The sequence below is a fragment of the uncultured Maricaulis sp. genome (assembly GCF_963975345.1).
In the GTDB taxonomy this organism is placed as follows: Bacteria; Pseudomonadota; Alphaproteobacteria; order Caulobacterales; family Maricaulaceae; genus Maricaulis.
Genome location: NZ_CAXBGE010000016.1, coordinates 1 through 17,382, shown reverse-complemented (window position 1 = coordinate 17,382; position 17,382 = coordinate 1). Strand labels below are relative to the sequence as shown.

The 17,382-nt window shown below is 56.8% G+C and carries 15 protein-coding genes; 3 read left to right on the top strand and 12 right to left on the bottom strand.

Annotation, left to right across the window (positions count from 1 at the left end; genetic code table 11):
- The first annotated feature begins 10 nt into the window (after nt 1-10).
- Nucleotides 11-529 (top strand): hypothetical protein, encoded by a 519-nt coding sequence (locus AAC029_RS14975; protein ID WP_035550530.1) that lies wholly within the window; start codon nt 11-13, stop codon nt 527-529.
- On the opposite strand, the gene AAC029_RS14970 is transcribed toward AAC029_RS14975, so the two are convergent.
- The 12 genes from AAC029_RS14970 to AAC029_RS14915 form a co-directional block, all read right to left on the bottom strand.
- On the bottom strand, nt 526-1,647 hold the full coding sequence (locus AAC029_RS14970; protein ID WP_035550533.1) for an NAD(P)/FAD-dependent oxidoreductase: 1,122 nt from the start codon (nt 1,645-1,647) through the stop codon (nt 526-528). The two genes, AAC029_RS14975 and AAC029_RS14970, sit on opposite strands and share 4 nt — an antisense overlap.
- 1 nt (nt 1,648) lies before the next feature.
- Nucleotides 1,649-2,620, bottom strand: a complete 972-nt coding sequence (locus tag AAC029_RS14965) for a fatty acid desaturase (RefSeq protein ID WP_339749384.1) — start codon at nt 2,618-2,620, stop codon at nt 1,649-1,651.
- Between the two features lie 151 nt (nt 2,621-2,771).
- Complete coding sequence (locus AAC029_RS14960; RefSeq protein ID WP_035550535.1) at nt 2,772-3,647, bottom strand: patatin-like phospholipase family protein; 876 nt, start codon at nt 3,645-3,647, stop codon at nt 2,772-2,774.
- Between the two features lie 108 nt (nt 3,648-3,755).
- Nucleotides 3,756-4,427, bottom strand: a complete 672-nt coding sequence (locus tag AAC029_RS14955; protein ID WP_339749419.1) for an isoprenylcysteine carboxylmethyltransferase family protein — start codon at nt 4,425-4,427, stop codon at nt 3,756-3,758.
- An 8-nt stretch (nt 4,428-4,435) separates the two neighbouring features.
- Complete coding sequence (locus AAC029_RS14950; RefSeq protein ID WP_051602594.1) at nt 4,436-4,723, bottom strand: DUF2933 domain-containing protein; 288 nt, start codon at nt 4,721-4,723, stop codon at nt 4,436-4,438.
- A 267-nt stretch (nt 4,724-4,990) separates the two neighbouring features.
- Nucleotides 4,991-6,940, bottom strand: a complete 1,950-nt coding sequence (locus AAC029_RS14945) for a copper-translocating P-type ATPase (protein ID WP_051602605.1) — start codon at nt 6,938-6,940, stop codon at nt 4,991-4,993.
- A gap of 344 nt (nt 6,941-7,284) precedes the next feature.
- A complete protein-coding gene (fabI, locus tag AAC029_RS14940; RefSeq protein WP_339749376.1) occupies nt 7,285-8,121 on the bottom strand; it encodes an enoyl-ACP reductase FabI in 837 nt (278 codons plus the stop codon).
- A gap of 69 nt (nt 8,122-8,190) precedes the next feature.
- Nucleotides 8,191-9,381 (bottom strand): acetyl-CoA C-acetyltransferase, encoded by a 1,191-nt coding sequence (locus tag AAC029_RS14935; RefSeq protein ID WP_112062335.1) that lies wholly within the window; start codon nt 9,379-9,381, stop codon nt 8,191-8,193.
- Nucleotides 9,368-10,432, bottom strand: coding sequence for a bifunctional enoyl-CoA hydratase/phosphate acetyltransferase (locus tag AAC029_RS14930; RefSeq protein ID WP_081806088.1), 1,065 nt, complete (start codon nt 10,430-10,432; stop codon nt 9,368-9,370). Before AAC029_RS14930 ends, AAC029_RS14935 begins: the two co-directional genes overlap by 14 nt.
- Nucleotides 10,429-11,664, bottom strand: a complete 1,236-nt coding sequence (locus tag AAC029_RS14925) for an acetate/propionate family kinase (protein WP_051602595.1) — start codon at nt 11,662-11,664, stop codon at nt 10,429-10,431. The genes AAC029_RS14930 and AAC029_RS14925 overlap by 4 nt, the downstream gene beginning before the upstream one ends.
- Nucleotides 11,661-13,304: a DUF3141 domain-containing protein gene (locus AAC029_RS14920; RefSeq protein ID WP_339749372.1), complete on the bottom strand. Its 1,644-nt coding sequence runs from the start codon at nt 13,302-13,304 to the stop codon at nt 11,661-11,663. The genes AAC029_RS14925 and AAC029_RS14920 overlap by 4 nt, the downstream gene beginning before the upstream one ends.
- Before the next feature lie 499 nt (nt 13,305-13,803).
- On the bottom strand, nt 13,804-14,433 hold the full coding sequence (locus AAC029_RS14915) for a sigma-70 family RNA polymerase sigma factor (RefSeq protein WP_300269645.1): 630 nt from the start codon (nt 14,431-14,433) through the stop codon (nt 13,804-13,806).
- Between the two features lie 211 nt (nt 14,434-14,644).
- On the opposite strand from AAC029_RS14915, the gene AAC029_RS14910 reads away from it, so the two are divergent.
- Both AAC029_RS14910 and ppk2 read left to right on the top strand, forming a co-directional pair.
- The gene (locus AAC029_RS14910) at nt 14,645-15,919 is read left to right on the top strand and encodes a cyclopropane-fatty-acyl-phospholipid synthase family protein (RefSeq protein ID WP_339749369.1); all 1,275 of its coding nucleotides are present in this window, start codon (nt 14,645-14,647) and stop codon (nt 15,917-15,919) included.
- Nucleotides 15,906-16,688: a polyphosphate kinase 2 gene (gene ppk2, locus AAC029_RS14905; RefSeq protein WP_290479210.1), complete on the top strand. Its 783-nt coding sequence runs from the start codon at nt 15,906-15,908 to the stop codon at nt 16,686-16,688. Before AAC029_RS14910 ends, ppk2 begins: the two co-directional genes overlap by 14 nt.
- The last annotated feature ends 694 nt before the right edge of the window (nt 16,689-17,382 follow it).

The following is a 17,382-nucleotide window of genomic DNA, read 5'->3' as shown; positions in this document are numbered from 1 at the left end:
GCGACAGACAATGAAACACCAATTTGAAAACGCACACCTGATCGTCTTTCTTGTACTTTGCCTGTTTGCCCTTGCGGGCTTGAGTCTTTTAGGAGCGGCGGGTGGCGGGACCAACAAGTCTCAAGGCGAGCTGCAACGCGCTGATCTGGTGGCCGGACCTGCCGACGGCGCTGAACTTCATCCCGGCAAATCTTACGTGTTCATCGTGAAGTTCAATGCGGATGAGGGATTAGCTGAAATTCTTGCGCTCTACCGCCCGCAGCGCGAGCGCGCTGTTCAGGCATTCGGCGTTTGGGCGCGGGACAAGCCAGCGTTTCGCGGACTGGCGCTGGACCGTGTCGCATATTCTGGTGAGGCGCTGCTGATTTACGACCCTCGTACGGATGATAGGATACCACGTCCAACGCTCGACGAAATAACACAGCAGCTCAATGCGTCGCCATTCGTGAGATATGCAGACCTTGATTCGATCGTGCAGGCCCAGTCGGCAGCGTGCCATAAAAATTGCGCTCAAGCGTTAGGTGATTAATTGTGGACGCCATGCTCGCACCAAATGCAGCTACAATCTTCATGAGTGCAGCTGGGGTCTGCGAGCGGCGCTCGAAAACGGCGCCGCGCCAGAGGAAATAGAAGACGTTTTACAACTGATGGGCGGTATGCCCGCCGGAGGGCCTCGCCTGTGTCGGTGCGGGCAAGATGTCCAACCATGAAATCAATTCCGCGACGCCCAGCCATATTGAATAAGAAGCGATTGACCACGCCAGTTCTAAGCGTTGGCTGGAGCGTTTTTCGCCAAGCCTGACGATAGCTGGCTTCTCCAATTATGCTTTCAGCGGCCAACCGACCCGAGCGCATAGCATAGCGCAATCCGAAGCCGGCCAGCGCATCCTGGAAGCCGGCATGCTCACCGATCACGGGATAACCGCCTTGCAGCGCTGTTCGCGGTAAGCGGGTATTACCGAAACCGCCAAATGCCCGGGGGTTCTGCATGCGCAGTCCGGCATGACGCTCGAAAAACGCTACCGTCTCGGAAAGGTGTAATGCCTGGTCGCGAAAGCCGGTAAACATGCAGCTTGCCACAGTGCCTCGTCCCTGATGCACAAGCAGATAGGCGTAGCCTTTTGGCGCCAGCGCAGGGTCCAGGGCGAGCCAGGCACCATCGGCCATCTCTGTATCGAAGATCTTTCCGACAGCAATGATGTCCGCGCGCCGAGGGCCGCCGGCAAGCACCATCTCGCCTGATGTTTGCGCTACGCGGTCATTGAAGCGAACCTCCACGCCAGCCGCGACGGCCTGTTCGAGAAGTCCGCGGTCCAAACTGCCGTCTGCGCGGCCTCGCCTCAGCAAGTAGAATAATGGACGCGCGCCATACACGCGATGAGACTTGGCCTGGCTGTCGAAGACAATGCCTGTCTTTACGCCGCGGTGTTCAAAATTTATATTGATCCCGGCTGAGACAAGCTCTTCGAGCACGTCTTGTGGATCGGTCCAGTTTTCCAGACCTTGAAAATCACCATGAAAGCGGTGTCCGACATCACGATGCCACTCGCGCACGATCACTTTGCGACCGGCTCGCGCCAGAACCGTCGCGCACACAAGGCCCGAGGGGCCGGCGCCAACAATCGTGATGTCGGTCTTCGTCGTCATTCTATTGTATCATTGGCAACGTCTCTTTCTCACCGCACAAGGCCCGCGCGGTTTTGAACGAGACCAGCCTTCGAGTGCTGGTGTCCCAGAGTTTCAGCCGTGTGGTTTTAAAGCTGTCTAAAAGGGTCATCCGGCCGATCCTTGCGAGAGGAGGGTGGTCGCGCAGGACTTGCTGCAAACGATAGAACGGCACACGGCTATTGAGATGGTGGACATGATGGATGCCAATATTCGCCGTCAACCATCGCAAAGGTTGAGGCAAATCATAGAAAGAGCTGCCATGGAGGGCAGCTTCATGGAGTTGCCAGGTGTCATTGCCGTCCCAGACGGTCTGTTCAAACTGGTGCTGCACATAGAACAGCCAAACACCGATGATTGCGGCAAGCATTGTAATCAGTAGATATACCACCAGGAAGGGGAGCCAGCCGACCGCGGCGATGCCTCCAATGAGAAGCGCAGCAACTGCAATATTGGTGCCCATCACGCTGAGCCAATACTTCATGCCAGCGCGCAAGAAGCCTATCGGGAGGCGATGGTGAAACAGGAAAATGAAAATTGGCCCGACCCCAAACAAGACGAATGGATTGCGATAGAGCCGATAAGCGAGACGGCCTGAAAACGAGCGGGAATTGTATTCTTCGACGGTCAGGGTCATGATGTCGCCAATGCCGCGCCGGTCGAGGTTTCCCTGCGAACTGTGATGTACATTATGCGATCGCTTCCAGAGGTCGAAAGGCGTCAGGGTTAAAACGCCGATGACGCGCCCGGTCCAATCATTGGCGCGTTTCGATTTGAAAAATGCACCATGTGAGCAGTCATGCTGGATCATGAACAATCGAACCAGAAATCCTGATGCTGCGGCGCTGAACAAAACGGTAAGCCAATAATTAATGCTGGTTGACCAGACCGCAGCGCCCGCAAGAATTAAAATAGGGACCATTGTAATAGTCAGTTCGAACAGGCTTCGAACCATCGAGGGCTCTCGATAGCCGGCTAATATCTTTACCCAATCTCTGGCAGGGGGATGCGATGACGCAGCGCTCTGAGGTGTGGCCAGATATGTCATGAGCTGATCTTTCTTGGCTGCCCTGGCGCAGGTAGGAGCGGGATGGATAAAGGGATGCTCATTCTGCGGATAACATCTCGGCGTCGGATTGAGCGGGCGCCAGAAGCTCCCTTAATTGAGGTGCGGCGCTTTTAACGGCTTTGGCTCCAGCAGCGATGCAGCGACCAGTGTGTTGAAAGTCGAACAACCCGATCTGAGCGTCGTAATGCGGGGTCAACACCAGATCAGCGTGTTCGTAGCGTGATCTCGAAAAGGCTTTATGAGTGATTTCGATCGAGCGCAGGAAGACATCCAGCCCATTTTGAGGTGGATGATCGCTAATGCGTTGACCCGGATCGAGCGTGATAACATGATCCACGCCTGCATTTCTCACAATGTCCACGGGTGAGCTATCAGAGTAGCCGCCATCAACCAGGAGATGCTTGCCGTCTTCAAAAGGTGGTAAGATGCCGGCGATCGCCGAGCTGGCATAAACCGCATCGACGGCATGCCCCTTTGTTTTAATGATCCTTTCACCGCTCAGAATATCCGTTGCCGTAATCAGGGTTTTCACACGGCCTTGCTGCAGGTCTTTGCCAAGGGTTAAATCTTCGATCACCGAACGTCCCCAATCGACGGTGTGCGCTCCAATACCCCAGCCAAAGGTTAGAGACTTAAGATCACGCCCAGCCAATACGAAACTTTTGAGCTTTTCCTTTAGGCCGTGCGTTTTGAACGCTGGCAGGCGAGGGAAGCCCGATACATCCATCTCTCTCAAGTCCTGGTACCAGTTCGGATTGAGCGAATAGGTGGCAGCGACGAGCGCGCCGATCGAAACTCCAGCAACAACTCTTGGATAATATCCAAGATGGTTGAGCGCTCTGAGGGCTCCAACATGCGCCATCCCGCGCGCACCGCCGCCGGCTAGAACGAGGCCAAAGCTCTTGTGCTGCATATTGCCTCCTTCAAGCTGGATGAGCCTGTAGCAGTGTAAACTTGAATGTTTAGGTATCCCTCAGTTCCGCGATCCGCCTGGTCCGGCGGATCGCAAGAATGAGAAGGGCTAGGAAGGCAAATCATTCGGGCGGGATTGCGTGAGGGTCTCTAAGCGTCCCCAACGCGGCCAGAAGCGCGGAGTGACCGCGGCGTAGGCGCGATACTCGTCGCCGAATGCGGCTTCGGCGTCCTTCTCCTCTTTCAGAGCGAGACGGACATACATGAAGACAAGAACCGGGAACATGATCAGGGTCAGGATGGTCGGCCATTGCAGCAAGAAGCCAAACATGATCAACACAAATCCAGCATATTGCGGGTGGCGCATGCGGGCATAAATGCCGGTCTTGGCGAGCTTGCCGCTGCGTAGCGCCCCGTGCAGGATCGGCCAGCCCCATGACAAAACGCTAAAACCCAGCAAAATGAAGCCGAGGCTTGCAAAGTGGAATGGGCCAAAGTGTGGATTGCCCTGCCAGCCGAAAATCATCTCCCAGAAATGCCCGGAATCATGGGCGAACCAATTGATGTCGGGAAACTGCGATTCTAGCCATGGCGAGAGAAAGTAGATCGAAAGTGGGAAACCATACATCTCGGTAAAAAGGGCGATGACAAAACCGCTAAAGGCGCCAAATGACGTCCAGTCTTTTGACTTGGATGGCTTTGCGAAACTAAACGCGAAAATGATGAAGATGGCCGAGTTCAGGATCACCAGGAACCAGAGACCATATTCAGAATGGGCCATGCTCTCACTCATCGCCGTGTCCTCCAGTCATCATCCTCATCCAGTTGGGACGGGCTCTGGCCTTCGTGATTGCCATGGCCGCCATGGCCTCCATGTCCGCCCATTGAGCTGTGCATGAAGAGGTGCATCACGCCGCAAAGAAGCAGGAAGCCAACAAGGAAGACCGCATCAGCGGGAATGTGAGCGCGGTGTTCATAGAATAAAAGAAACCCGATCGCTCCGGCGAAGACCAAAAGCGGCAGCCAAAACCGGCTGCCTTTTGGCTGATGGTCGTCATGATCAGAATGGTTGTGCACGGCGATTGCTCCTATGGCGGGATCAGAACGGACGGGATCCGCGGGTTGACGATGATGGGTTTGTTACGCGGCTCCGGCCTGAAGGCCTCAAACCGGTTAGTTGCGCCGCAAAAATAAAAACGATCAGCAGCCAGTCTTGCCAGCTCAAATGCCCGGCATGATCCAGGACCAGGACCAGGACCAGGACCAGGAGCAGGAGGGCTCCGATGCTGAGCGCTCTGAGGCAGAGCGTCAAAAATCCGAAACCCGGAACAAAACCTCGCACTGTCATGTCGACACCCGGGATCGAGACAGTTTGAGGAGTTGGGCGTTGATGGCGCAGATCACGGTGCTTGCCGACATGAACACGGCGCCAAGCGCGGGTGTGAGAATGACGCCCCAGGGGAAAAACACGCCGGCTGCCGCTGGAATGGCGAACGTGTTATAGCCGGTCGCCCAAGCGAGGTTTTGCATCATCTTATTATAGGTCGCGCGCGCCAGCTCAATGATCGCCACGACATCAGACGGGCTGGACCGGACAAGAATAATGTCGGCGGTTTCGATCGCGACATCCGTGCCTGCACCGATTGCGATCCCGACATTCGCCTGAGCCAGCGCCGGCGCATCGTTCACGCCATCGCCGGTCATCGCGACGATCAGACCGCGGGACTGAACTTCGCGGACTTTAGCGGCTTTTTCTTCTGGCAGGACTTCGGCAATCACTTCGTCCAGGCCGATTTCCTGGCCGACCCATTCCGCCACCTGTTGATTGTCGCCGGTCAGCATGATGCACTGAATGCCCATGGCCTGAAGCATCAGGATGGCTTTCGCCGATTCCTCACGAATGATATCGGCCAGCGCGATTGCGCCAGCGAGCTTGTCATCAATGAGCACGAAAACGACTGTCTTGCCCTGCGCGCTCAGGGTTTCGAACCGGGGATCATCCATTTCAAGACCTTGGTCGCGCAAATAGCCGGGGCTGACGACTTTCACGTCGCGGTCTTTAACGAGGCCTTCTGCACCTTTGCCAGGGATCGCCTTGAACTTGTCGACACCCCATGCTTCTGGCGCATCGCGAACGATCCCCTGGGCGATTGGGTGTTCAGAATGAGCTTCAATCGACGCCGCATAAGCGACGATATCGCTCTCGGTGAATGTCGTATCAAAAACAAGCGTATCGGTGATCCCAAACTCGCCCTTGGTCAGCGTGCCGGTTTTGTCGAAAATGATGGCATTGATGTTGCGCGCTTCTTCGAATGCCGTCCGATCCCGAATGAGCAATCCATTGGTGGCCGCGATCGCGGTCGAGCGCGCAACCACAAGCGGCACAGCCAAACCAAGCGCGTGCGGGCAGGCGATGACCATCACGGTAACGGCGCGCGCCATAGCAAACCCAAATCCCTGATCGGTGAACAGGGTCCAGAACAAAACGGTCGATAAGCCTCCGCCAAGTGCGATGAAAGTCAGCCATTTGGCCGCCGTGTTGGCGAGATCCTGGGTTTTGGATTTGCTGGCTTGGGCTTCCTTAACGAGCTTGATGACGCTCGACAGGAAGGTTTCATCACCGGTCTTGTCGACCCGGATTGTTAGCGAACCTTCGCCATTGATCGATCCGCCGATCACTTCGGTATCCACGGTCTTGAAAATCGGCTTGGACTCTCCGGTGAGCATGGATTCATTGAGAGACGACTCGCCTCTGACAATGATCCCGTCAGCTGGGACTTTCTCGCCTGGCTTGATGAGAAGATGTTCGCCGCCTTTCAGTGTCGAAACGGGCACATCGATTACACTGCCATCATCAGCCACGAGGTGGGCTTCATCCGGCATCAGGCTTGCGAGTTTTTCCAAGGCGCGCCCAGCGCCAAGCACCGATTTCATCTCGATCCAGTGCCCGAGCAACATAACTGCAATCAGGGTTGCGAGTTCCCAAAAAAAGGTCTCATCACTGCCGATTGCGACCATGCCGATGGAATAGGCGTAAGCAGCGGTGATCGCGACCGAGATCAGCGTCATCATACCGATGTCGCGGGCAGTGATCTCTCGTAAAAACCCTTTCAGGAACGGCCAGCCGCCATAGAAGAAAACAAGACTTGAAAGCCCCGCCAGCACGTAGCGGTCGCCCGGAAACCGCAAGGCGTCTTCGAGGCCAAGCCAGCCTTGGATCATCGGTGCCAAAGCGAGGATGGGGATCGTCGCTGCCAGCACGACCCAAAACCGCCGGCGATAATCGGCAATCATGCCTTCGTGGTCGTGGCCGCCATGCGGGTCCGTTTTTTTCTGTCCGTGACCGCCATGAGGTGCGTGGCGAGATGGGGGCGCGTGGGTGGAGTGATCCATGGTGGAGGGTCTTTGTCTGCTAAGTCATGCTTTGCGGGATGGGTGAGAGGCGTCGCCCGGCGCGCTGAAGGCGGCGGGAATGCGCGCGTCTGCATAGCGTTCGGGATTTAGTTTGAAGGCTGTGTGGCAATGGGTTGAGCAAAAGAAATAGGCCCATCCACCATATTCCTGCGACGCGTGAGCGTTTTCGAGGGGCATCGTGTTGCGGCAAACAGGGTCTTCTACGGTCATCATCGTTTCTCTTGTCAGTGAAAAATCATGCCATCGACATGGAACCCGGCATCGACATGAACGATTTCACCGGTCACGCCGCTGGACAGATCGCTGGCCAAAAACAATGCTGCTTTTCCGACTTCGCTGGCATCGATTGTTCGTCGCAGCGGTGATTTGGTTGCGGCCTCGTTTAGCAATTCTTCGAAATGGGTGAGGCCAGACGCGGCTCTTGTCGCAACGGGTCCGGCGGAAATGGCATTGACGCGGATGCCCGAGGGTCCGAGCTCATGGGCGAGGTAGCGTACAGCGCTTTCAAGCGCAGCTTTGACCGGGCCCATGACATTATAGTGATCAACGACTTTTTCTGAGCCATAGAAACTGAGCGTGATCAGAGAGCCGCCGCGTCGCATTAATGGTTCAGCCCGCCGCTCCATATGAAGGAGCGAATAGCAAGACACCGTCATGGCGGCGGCGAAACCGTCGGCCGAACAGTCTGTCAAACGCCCCTTAAGATCAGATTTTGGCGCACTTGCAATCCCGTGAAAGACAAGATCAAGCCGATCCCATTTTGCTTCGACCGCGTCGAAGACAGCGTCCAACGATCCAGGTTTGGTGACATCGCATTCGAGAATGAGATCTGCATCTGCCTTTTTCGCTAAAGGTTCAACATGCGGGCGAGCCTTCTCGTTCAAATAGGTGATCGCCAGACGCGCGCCTGCATCGCGAAGGGACGTGGCCGCCGCCCAGGCCAGACTATCGCTATTCGCAATGCCGACAATCAGTGCGGTTTTTCCGCTAAGATCACAATCGGGTGTGCTCACATCCAGCTCCTTGCAGAATAATACGCAGCCAAAGCCGCCGTCCCTCACGGAGGCAATCGTGAGAGACGGCGTTCCCTGTTAACCGGCGTCGGGGCAGTTGGGGGGAGATGCGCCGGGTCAGGATGGGATACGTTCGAGCGCGAGCGCGACGCCCTGTCCGCCGCCAATGCAGAGGGTAACGATGCCGCGCTTAAGATTGTCTCGTTGCATGGCGTGGATCAGCCGTACGGTCAGAATAGCGCCCGTTGCGCCGATTGGATGGCCATGTGCAATGGCGCCGCCTTCGACATTGACGATGTCCTCTGGGAACCCCAACTCGCCGACCAAAGCGACGGCAATGGCCGCAAAAGCCTCGTTAATTTCGACCCGTTCCACAGATGCAAGCGGCCAGGCGGCCTGCTCCAATGCCTGTTTCACAGCGGGCACAGGACCAAGGCCGAACAGTCCGGGGTCGACGGCGCCGACGCCCATGCCGGCAATCCGGACAGCAGGCTGCAACTGGTTTGTCTCTGCCCAGGCCCGGTCAGCAACGATCATTGCAGCAGCGCCCGCATTCAATCCGGGAGCATTTCCGGCGGTGATCGTCCCCGCCTCTCGGAAGGCCGGCTTTAGATGCGCAAGCGTGTCTAGCGTCGTATCCGGGCGATTGTGCTCGTCCCGATCGAATGCCGAAATCCCTTTACGAGTTTTCATCTCAATGGGCACAATCTCGGCGTCGAAAAGACCTTCGCTCTGAGCTTTCGAGAACCGGCTTTGCGAACGCAGCGCCCAGGCATCCTGCGCTGCGCGGCTGATTTGGTTCTGTTCGGCTAAGTCTTCGGTATGCCAGCCGGAATGCTCGCCGGAAAAAGCATCGTTCAGCCCGTCATTTAGGAGGCTGTCAATCAGCGCTCCGTCGCCAAGGCGATAGCCATAGCGCGCTTTGCCAAGCAGAAATGGGGCTTGGTCCATATTCTCCATGCCGCCGGCGACGGCGCACGCCGCGTGGCCAAGCATGACGTCTTGCGCGGCGGTTATGACCGCTTGCGCGCCGGATCCGCAGACCCGGTTGACCGTCATCGCGGGGACGTTGACAGGAAGACCCGCACCTATCGCTGCCTGACGCGCCGGGTTCATTCCGGCGCCGGCTTGCAGAACCTGGCCCATAATAACGGTATCGATCCGATCCGGTGCAAGTCCTGCCCGTTCCAGAACGGCCTTGATCGCGATCGCGCCAAGATCGGACGCCGGGACGTTTTTCAGGCTGCCGCCAAAGGCGCCGATGGCGGTGCGCACGGGCGCGCAGATAACAGGATCAGGGCTCGGCATGAGCGCCTCCATTGAGTGATGTGGGGGAGGTTGGCGTGGAATCGCTGGGCGGGCAGCAATCGACTTCTGGCATCGGAGAGCTGCGCGTTGCATGTACCGGCCACACAGGCGCTTTGTCTTGCGGCGCGGATTTGCGCGCCTTGGCGGCCAGGCTAAGGCGCGCCAGCGCCAGGCCTGCGAGCCGTGCGTCCACTGGATCGGCGCGCGATGGCAAGACGATGGGGGCGTTCAGCCCGAGGACGAGACCGGCCAGCGTGGCGTCAGCCATGTATTCCAGATTCTTAGCCAGAATGTTGCCAGAAACGAGATCTGGCACGAGCAGGATGTCGGCATCCCCAGCCACAGGCGAGGCAATGCCTTTGACCTCTGCGGCTTTAAGCGAAATAGCATTGTCGAAGGCAAGAGGTCCGTCAACCAGCGCGCCGCGAACCTGACCGCGATGTGACATGACCGAGAGCGCCGCGGCATCGAGGCTGGAGCTGATCAGCGGGTTGACGGTCTCAACCGCAGACAGAATGGCGGCTTTCGGCAGATCGACGCCAATAGACGCCATAAGATCGATCGCGTGCTGCAGGATAGCGGCCTTCGCGCTGAGATCCGGGGCGATATTGACCGCCGCGTCGCTAATCGCAAGCAGTTTCGGATAGGCTGGAATGTCCGCCAGAAAGACATGGCTGACCCGCGTGCCCGGCTGACGTAGGCCAGCGCTGGCATTGAGCAATGCCTTCAACAAGATGTCAGTATGGATAAGACCTTTCATGGCGGCATGCGTGCTGCCTGATCGAAGCAAGCTGGCGGCGCGCTGGGCCGCCTCTGTCTCACTCCAGGCCGGCAAGACTTGATCGGGATGGAATGAGAGATTTGCCGCCTCGGCTTCAGCCTTTATGGCATCAGGATCGCCGATGAGAATGGGATGGATCCAGCCGCGCTTGAACGCCGTATCGGCGGCGATTAAAACCTCACGTTGCGCCGCACAGACAATGGCGACCTTGACCGGCGGGCCGGCGTCGGCAGCGGTTTGCAGGGCGGCGAAGTCTCGAAAACCCGTCATGAGGCTCGCCGCTTCATCTGCGCCGGCGCGGCTTCAAACATTTCGCGCCCATAACGGGCAATCATCATGGCTTCATCCGTGTGAACCGTTTCGACAATCACGCCGCTATCCGGCTTTGAAATGCACGCTTCGCCGCGATCATTTGCGGCCGCGTCAAATTTGATTCTGTAGAGATCGCTAAGCGGCTGGCATATCGCGGCCCGGATCGACGGGGCGTGTTCGCCAACCCCGCCGGTAAAGATGATCCGGTCAACGCCGCCCATAGCCGCGATCAGGGCGCCGGCCTGCTTGCGCGCTTGATAGGCAAACTGCGCAAGTGCTTCGCTTGCATTTGGGTCTTGTGATTTGAGCAGAGTTTTCACATCACCGCTGAGACCTGAAAGCCCCAGCAAACCCGCCCCAAGATACAATTGGTCGCGCAAGACAGATGGCGCCCAGCCTTTCTCGATGATGAGGTGTAAGAGCAATCCGGGATCGACGTCACCGCTACGGGTCGCCATGGGCAGTCCGGCAAGCGCCGAGAACCCCATGCTCGTGTCTATGGTTTGGCGATTCTCGATTGCGGCCATACTTGCGCCGGCACCGAGATGGGCTACGAGCAGGCGCTGCCGGGACACCGCCTGACCAGCGCGCGCGGCGAGATCGTCGACGATGTATGCATAAGAGAGACCGTGAAAGCCGAAACGACGGATGAATGGGTCTTCCATCTCGGGCGGCAATCCCGTGCGCTGGGCCGCGATCGGCATGTCTGAATGAAAGCTCGTATCGAAACAGGCATAGTGCAACGCATTCGGTAGACGCAGGCGCGCGGCGACAATACCGTCAAGATTGGCAGGCATGTGCAGCGGCGCCAATGGGATCAGTTTGCGGAGATCGGCCTCAACCTTGGGCGTCAGGCGCTGGGCGCTGGTATAATGCGGGCCGCCATGCACAACCCGGTGTCCGACAGCAGAAATTCCGCCGAGATCGACATGAACGGCCATCTCATGAAAGAAGGTTTCCAGCGCAACGGGGTGGTTGATGCAGCAGGTGCGCTGGTCCCAAAGTGTGTCGCCATAAGCGGTCTCAGCTGACATTCTCGCCTCTGATGCGCCAATGCCAGTGACGGCGCCCGACATTGTCTTGACCACGTCGTTTCCGACCCGGAAGAGCGCGATTTTCAGGCTTGAAGACCCACTATTGACGGTGAGGACGCGATGGTTTTCGCGCTGGGGGGTGTCGAGGGCGCTCATTTCTTTGCCGCCTCGTCCTTTATAGGTTCAGGCAATCTGGGCCAGTCATAGAGCCAGCTGAAGGCCAGTTCGGATGCGGCATCGCGAGACTCGCGCATGCGGGTCAGGCCAGTCTCGATCCAGTCGACGCCCATCTTTTCAGCTGTGCGAAAGCGATTGTCCTCATTGACCACTTTTCGATTGGCGCGAACCATGGGCGCAAACGCGGCGGTCATCGCCATAGCTGGATTGAACCGTTCTGAGAACATGTAGCGTGTCACCCGCATCGGATGAGACCATTTCATAAGCTCTGCTGTGACCGGATTAGACCAGGCGCGCACCCACGGGCTGGCGAAGTTCGAATAAGCCGTCTCCAATTGCGCCGACAGACGCCCGACACGCTCAAATGCCTCAGGCTGGGTTTCGAATACCAGGTCCTCAACCCGGCGGGGTTCAAACCGCACAATGTACTGGTCGTGGTCGCAATCAGGATCGCCGGTCGGATTATCGATCCTCATTTCATAGAGCCCAGGCTCCAGCGCTTCGATATCGGAAAGGTTTTCCAGCATCGCGCGATGTTCGAGGCGCGCGACACTCGCAGATACAAAAATGCCGAGATGCCCGGCATGTTGATTGATCAGATAGACAATGCGTTGATCGGCTGCGATGAGTGCCTCGGTCGTCTCATAAACCGCTGGGATCCAACCAAGTGCCTGATGCGGCGGGGTGATATTGTCGCCATGTGAGGCGAAGATGACGAGGGGATTGCGGATCTGTTTTAAATCAATCTCACAATGGGCCCCGAGTTTCACCAGACCTTTTTCAAGCCGGTTGCCGATAAAGAGGTTTTCCACAATCGCAAGAATCTCTTCGCGGCTCAGGCGGTAGAAGCCGCCCCACCAACGCTCGAAATCCAGGAACCTGTCGGCGGCTGTATCGACGTTTTCAAACAGATCGGCATATTTCCGGAAGATTGCCCCTTCAGGTTTGAGGGTTTCGAAATTCTGGACCAGCCAGGCGCCATCGAACCGGCCATTTCCGAGATCAGACAAGAAGTGATTGATCCAGGCCCCTCCGAGGAATCCTGCCGCAAGCCGCATCGGATTGGCACCGGGTTCACCGGCCCAATAGGAGAGCGGTGACCCGTTCATCACAATCGGTCCGGCAAGGCCTTCGCAATCAGCCGCCAGAAGTGCCGCCGCCCATCCGCCTTGGCAATTGCCATAGAGCACTGGCGCCTCGCCATCATGTCGCTCGGCCACGAGTTCTACAAACTGGCGCAGGCCCGCCAACACATCGGCTAGCGTTTGACCGGAAACAGGGTCAGGCGTGAACACGACGAAGTATACGGGGTAGCCTTCATGTAGAGCGATGCCGACTTCAGAATCGTCTTTGAATCCGCCAATGCCGGGGCCATGACCCGCGCGGGGATCGATAATGATCACGGGTGGTTTGTCTGGATCAAGACAATCGTCGAGGCAGATATCGCCAATCTCGAGTATTTTTAGAAGTTGATAATTGCACGCAGGTTCAAATGTCGCTGCGTCCGCCACGAGCTCATACTTGAACTTCAAGACAGGTGGCATGCCGTCTCGCTCATGGGCGAGCATTGTGTTGGCGCGCTGGCGCAACGCGTCAAAGAACAGAGTTTGTCTCTGCATGAGATCAACCCCATAAGCAGCGGCGTCTGGCAGGCTGGGCCGGGACGAGGCTTGAATGGGCTTTGCGGACTCCGGCCTTGATTGCGCCCGGCGGGCGCTCTTGGACGCTTTCTTTTTGGGATCAGAGCGTTTGGCTTTGCGGGGTTTTTTAGCTGTCATACTTTGATCATCTGGCATGGCTTGAGCCTTTCGCGGTAAGGGGGCGATTGAGAACGAAAGGGTCAGGCTGCGTCACCAGCGCTTTTTGGCGCTGGCGTCGATTTTTCCTTGCCTCGGCCCGGCTTCGAGCCGCCTGCGCAACAACAGCCCTTTTTGACGGGCGGTTTGACTTTGGCTTTGGGCGTTTGGACGGCGCTTTTCTTGACACGGTTCATAGCGATCTCCTTCTCTTCAACTTCGTCCTGGCTCGGCGAGCACAAGCAAAAACCGCCTATTGCGGACCTGAAAACAAAGACGCGCAAACCGGAGCGGCGTTACACCCCGCCGCCGCGAAAATGTATTAAGGAACAACCTGGCCCGGAGGTATGGACAAGGCGGTCGCTTCAACGCGTTTTCGCAAGTCTTCGGCGCCCGGACAGGCGCATTGAAAATAGCCGTGTTCGATACAGGTCAGGCAGGTTTGTTCCAGGCGCTGGCGCATGGCCCGGCGTGCGCGGTGAAGCTTCACTCGAAGCGCATTCTCAGACAGGCCGAGATCATGAGCAATCACAGAGCGATCTTCACCGATAAGGTCAGCCCGCCAGATCAGATCCGCGTAGTCGGGATTCAGTGTCGGCAACATTTTGTAGAGGCATGCGCAAATTACAAAGTCGATCTCATCATCATCGAACAGGAGGGCAGCCTCTGCCGCATAGGTTTCCAGCGCTTTGTCTGAGCGCGTCATTGCTCGAAAATGATCAGCGATTGTCGAGCGAAGAATCTGAGACAACCAGCCTCGAAGCCGGTCTTCATCTTTAAGATCATTAAACCGGGTCAGCGCCTTAACATAGAATTCTTGCAGCACATCCTTGGCATCCGCGTCGTTGCGCAATTTTCGCTTGAGAAACCGAAACATGTCCTGATGCGACTCGATGAGCGCAGCTTCAATGGCTCGCTTGCGCCGTTCTGAGGGGCTTGAGTCGGACGTCATATTCGTAAGCGGTTCCACGTATTTTGGGGCTTGAGGAGTGTGATACGCACGCCGCCGGAATCGCCCTCAAGCGCGAACGGATTTTCGGTCAGTTTTTATATGGCGCTGGGCCCTGAGTGTAATGGTTCAGGGGCCGGGCCGTCTTATCCGTATCAGATCATATGGTGAGCACGCCGGCGCGCGTTGCTGCCAAGCCAGAAGGACGCCGCTGATGAGTGTATGGAGCACAATCGCCAAAAAACGGCTTGAAAAGTCTATTCGCAAGGGAAGCCTGGAAGTCGTTTTTCCAAATGGCAAGACAGCTGTTTTTGGCCAGCACTGCGACCATCCGGTTCGTATCGCCGTGAAATCTGAGGCCTGGCTTCGCCGCATCGTGCTCGATCCTGAATTGCAGCTTGGCGAGGCCTATATGGAAGAAGGCCTCGTGCTGGAAACCGGCGATCTATATGATCTGCTGGAGCTTCTCTGGACCAATATTCTGTCTAAGGGCAGCGCGCATGCGGCGCTCCCATCTTTCCTGCGAAAGACGTTTCGTGCGGTTGCGCAATTTAATCCGCAAGCGCGATCGGCTCGGAACGTGGCGCACCATTATGATATCGGCAACGATCTCTACCGCCTCTTTCTTGATGACGACATGCAGTATTCCTGCGCGTATTTCCCGAAGCCGCAGACATCGCTCGACGATGCCCAGCGGTTTAAGAAAGATCATATCGCGCGCAAGCTGTGCTTGAAACCCGGGGACCATGTGCTTGATATTGGGTGCGGATGGGGCGGGCTAGCGATGCATCTGGCGGAGCGCGAAGATGTTCGGGTCCACGGTGTGACATTATCCTGTGAGCAGCACTGTCTGGCTCAAGAGCGCGCTGAGACCGCCGGGCTCAGCGACCGTGTCGATTTTGAGATTCAAGATTATCGCAACCTTACCGGCGAGTATGACAAGATTGTCTCGGTTGGTATGTTTGAACATGTCGGTGTGCCGCATTACCGCGAATATTTCGACCAGATTGCGGCCCGTCTCGGCGAGAATGGAACGGCGCTCATTCACACGATTGGACGGTCGCCTGGACCAGGGGCGACCAATCCATGGATCGCCCGGCATATCTTTCCAGGGGGCTATATTCCAGCACTCTCGGAAATTGTCCCCGTCATTGAGAAAGCCGGGCTGGTGGTTCTGGATATTGAGATCCTGCGCTTGCACTATGCGGAAACGCTAAAAGCCTGGCGGCAGCGATTTCTGAACCGCGCGGATGATGCTGAAAAGTTATATGATGCGAGGTTTGTGCGGATGTGGGATTTTTATCTCGTCACAAGTGAGCTGTCTTTTCGCCACGGCTTTCACAATGTGTTCCAGCTTCAGCTCGGTAAACGCCAGGACGCAGTGCCGCTAACGCGAGACTATCTATATTCATCCGAACTGGCCCGCCCGGCCATAAGACAAGTTTCGCCGGCCAATGATGAAAGGGTTCGCGCGAATGCCAAAAGATGATCACGCTGACACGGGTCTTTCCAAGAAGGATTACAAACGCCGACTGCGCGCGCTTCAAATAGAACTGGTCAAGATCCAGCGCCGTGCGATCACGCATGGTCATCGGATTCTGGTGATTTTCGAGGGACGCGATGCTGCCGGCAAAGACGGCGTTATCAAGCGCATCGCGGACCATCTCAGCCCCAGAGAGACGCGCATTGTGGCGCTTGGCAAGCCATCCGACCGCGATACGAGAAGTTGGTACTTCCAACGCTACGCACCACATCTGCCAGCTGATGGTGAAATCGCGCTCTTCAATCGATCCTGGTACAATCGGGCTGGCGTTGAACCGGTTATGGGCTTTGCCAGCGATCAAGAAGTCGAGGCATTTTACGACAATGTTGGCGCATTTGAACAAATGCTGGTGCGCGATGGCACGCAGATCCTCAAATATTATCTCGACATCAGCCAGGAAGAACAGGAGCGGCGACTTGCGGCCCGAGATCAAGACCCTTTGAAGCAGTGGAAAAAAAGCCCGATTGACGCGGTCGCTCTGCAAAAATGGGACGACTATTCGGCCGCGCGCAACGCGATGCTCACCCGCACAGAGTACCCATTTGCGCCCTGGTATGCGGTTCATACCGACGACAAACGCATGGCCCGGCTGAACACGCTTGGCCACATGATCAGGACGATCGAGTGCCCGGACACCGACAAGTCGATCGCGACTGTTGATCCGGCGGTTATTATCGCGTCGCCGCGAGACCGCCTTGAGGCTTTGGCCGTTTGATCACGCGTGTACAAGCCACGTCCTTAGCAGAGCAAAAGTCAGAACAAGCAGAATGATCCAGCAACTCCCATAGATCGCTGTCAGCCAGAACCGGCCCGCAGATGATGCGTGATGTTTGGTCCGAGCGGTATGGATCAGCGCGATGAGATGAACGGTCAGTCCCAGAAGTGCAATCAGAGCGGCTGTTGCTCTGAAATAGGGTGCGGTGATGGCGCCGACGCCAAGGCCAAGAAGGCCAATCCCAAGGGTCGATAGAATGCAGGTTGCACCACTGAGCCTGTTAGGTTTTCTGGTTCTGGCATGCTCGGTGGATTGTCGTTCATGGCTCGGATTGTGATTCATCTGGTGCCTTCTTGCGGTTCTCGTCTTTGCGCGCCTTTTGATTTGGCGCTGATAGATGTGCTGGACGAATAGACGGGAAGGCGGGGTGGCCATTACACCCTATGCTGTGGACAAGCTGAAGAAGCGTCGCAGGGTTTAGGGCATCTCTGCATCGGGGAGGCGCGGACTGGGATAGAAATCGGCCAGCAGGAGCAGGCTTTTTTCAATCAAGGCGTCCCCTGTCTCGCTATAGAGTCCGATATCGTCTCTATGAGTTTGAAACAGCATGTCGGCGGTCTGATAGTGGCCGTGTTCCCCGTCAGCGACCATGAGACAGATCGGTTAAATTGCTTAAGGAGGATTTCTGGCACAT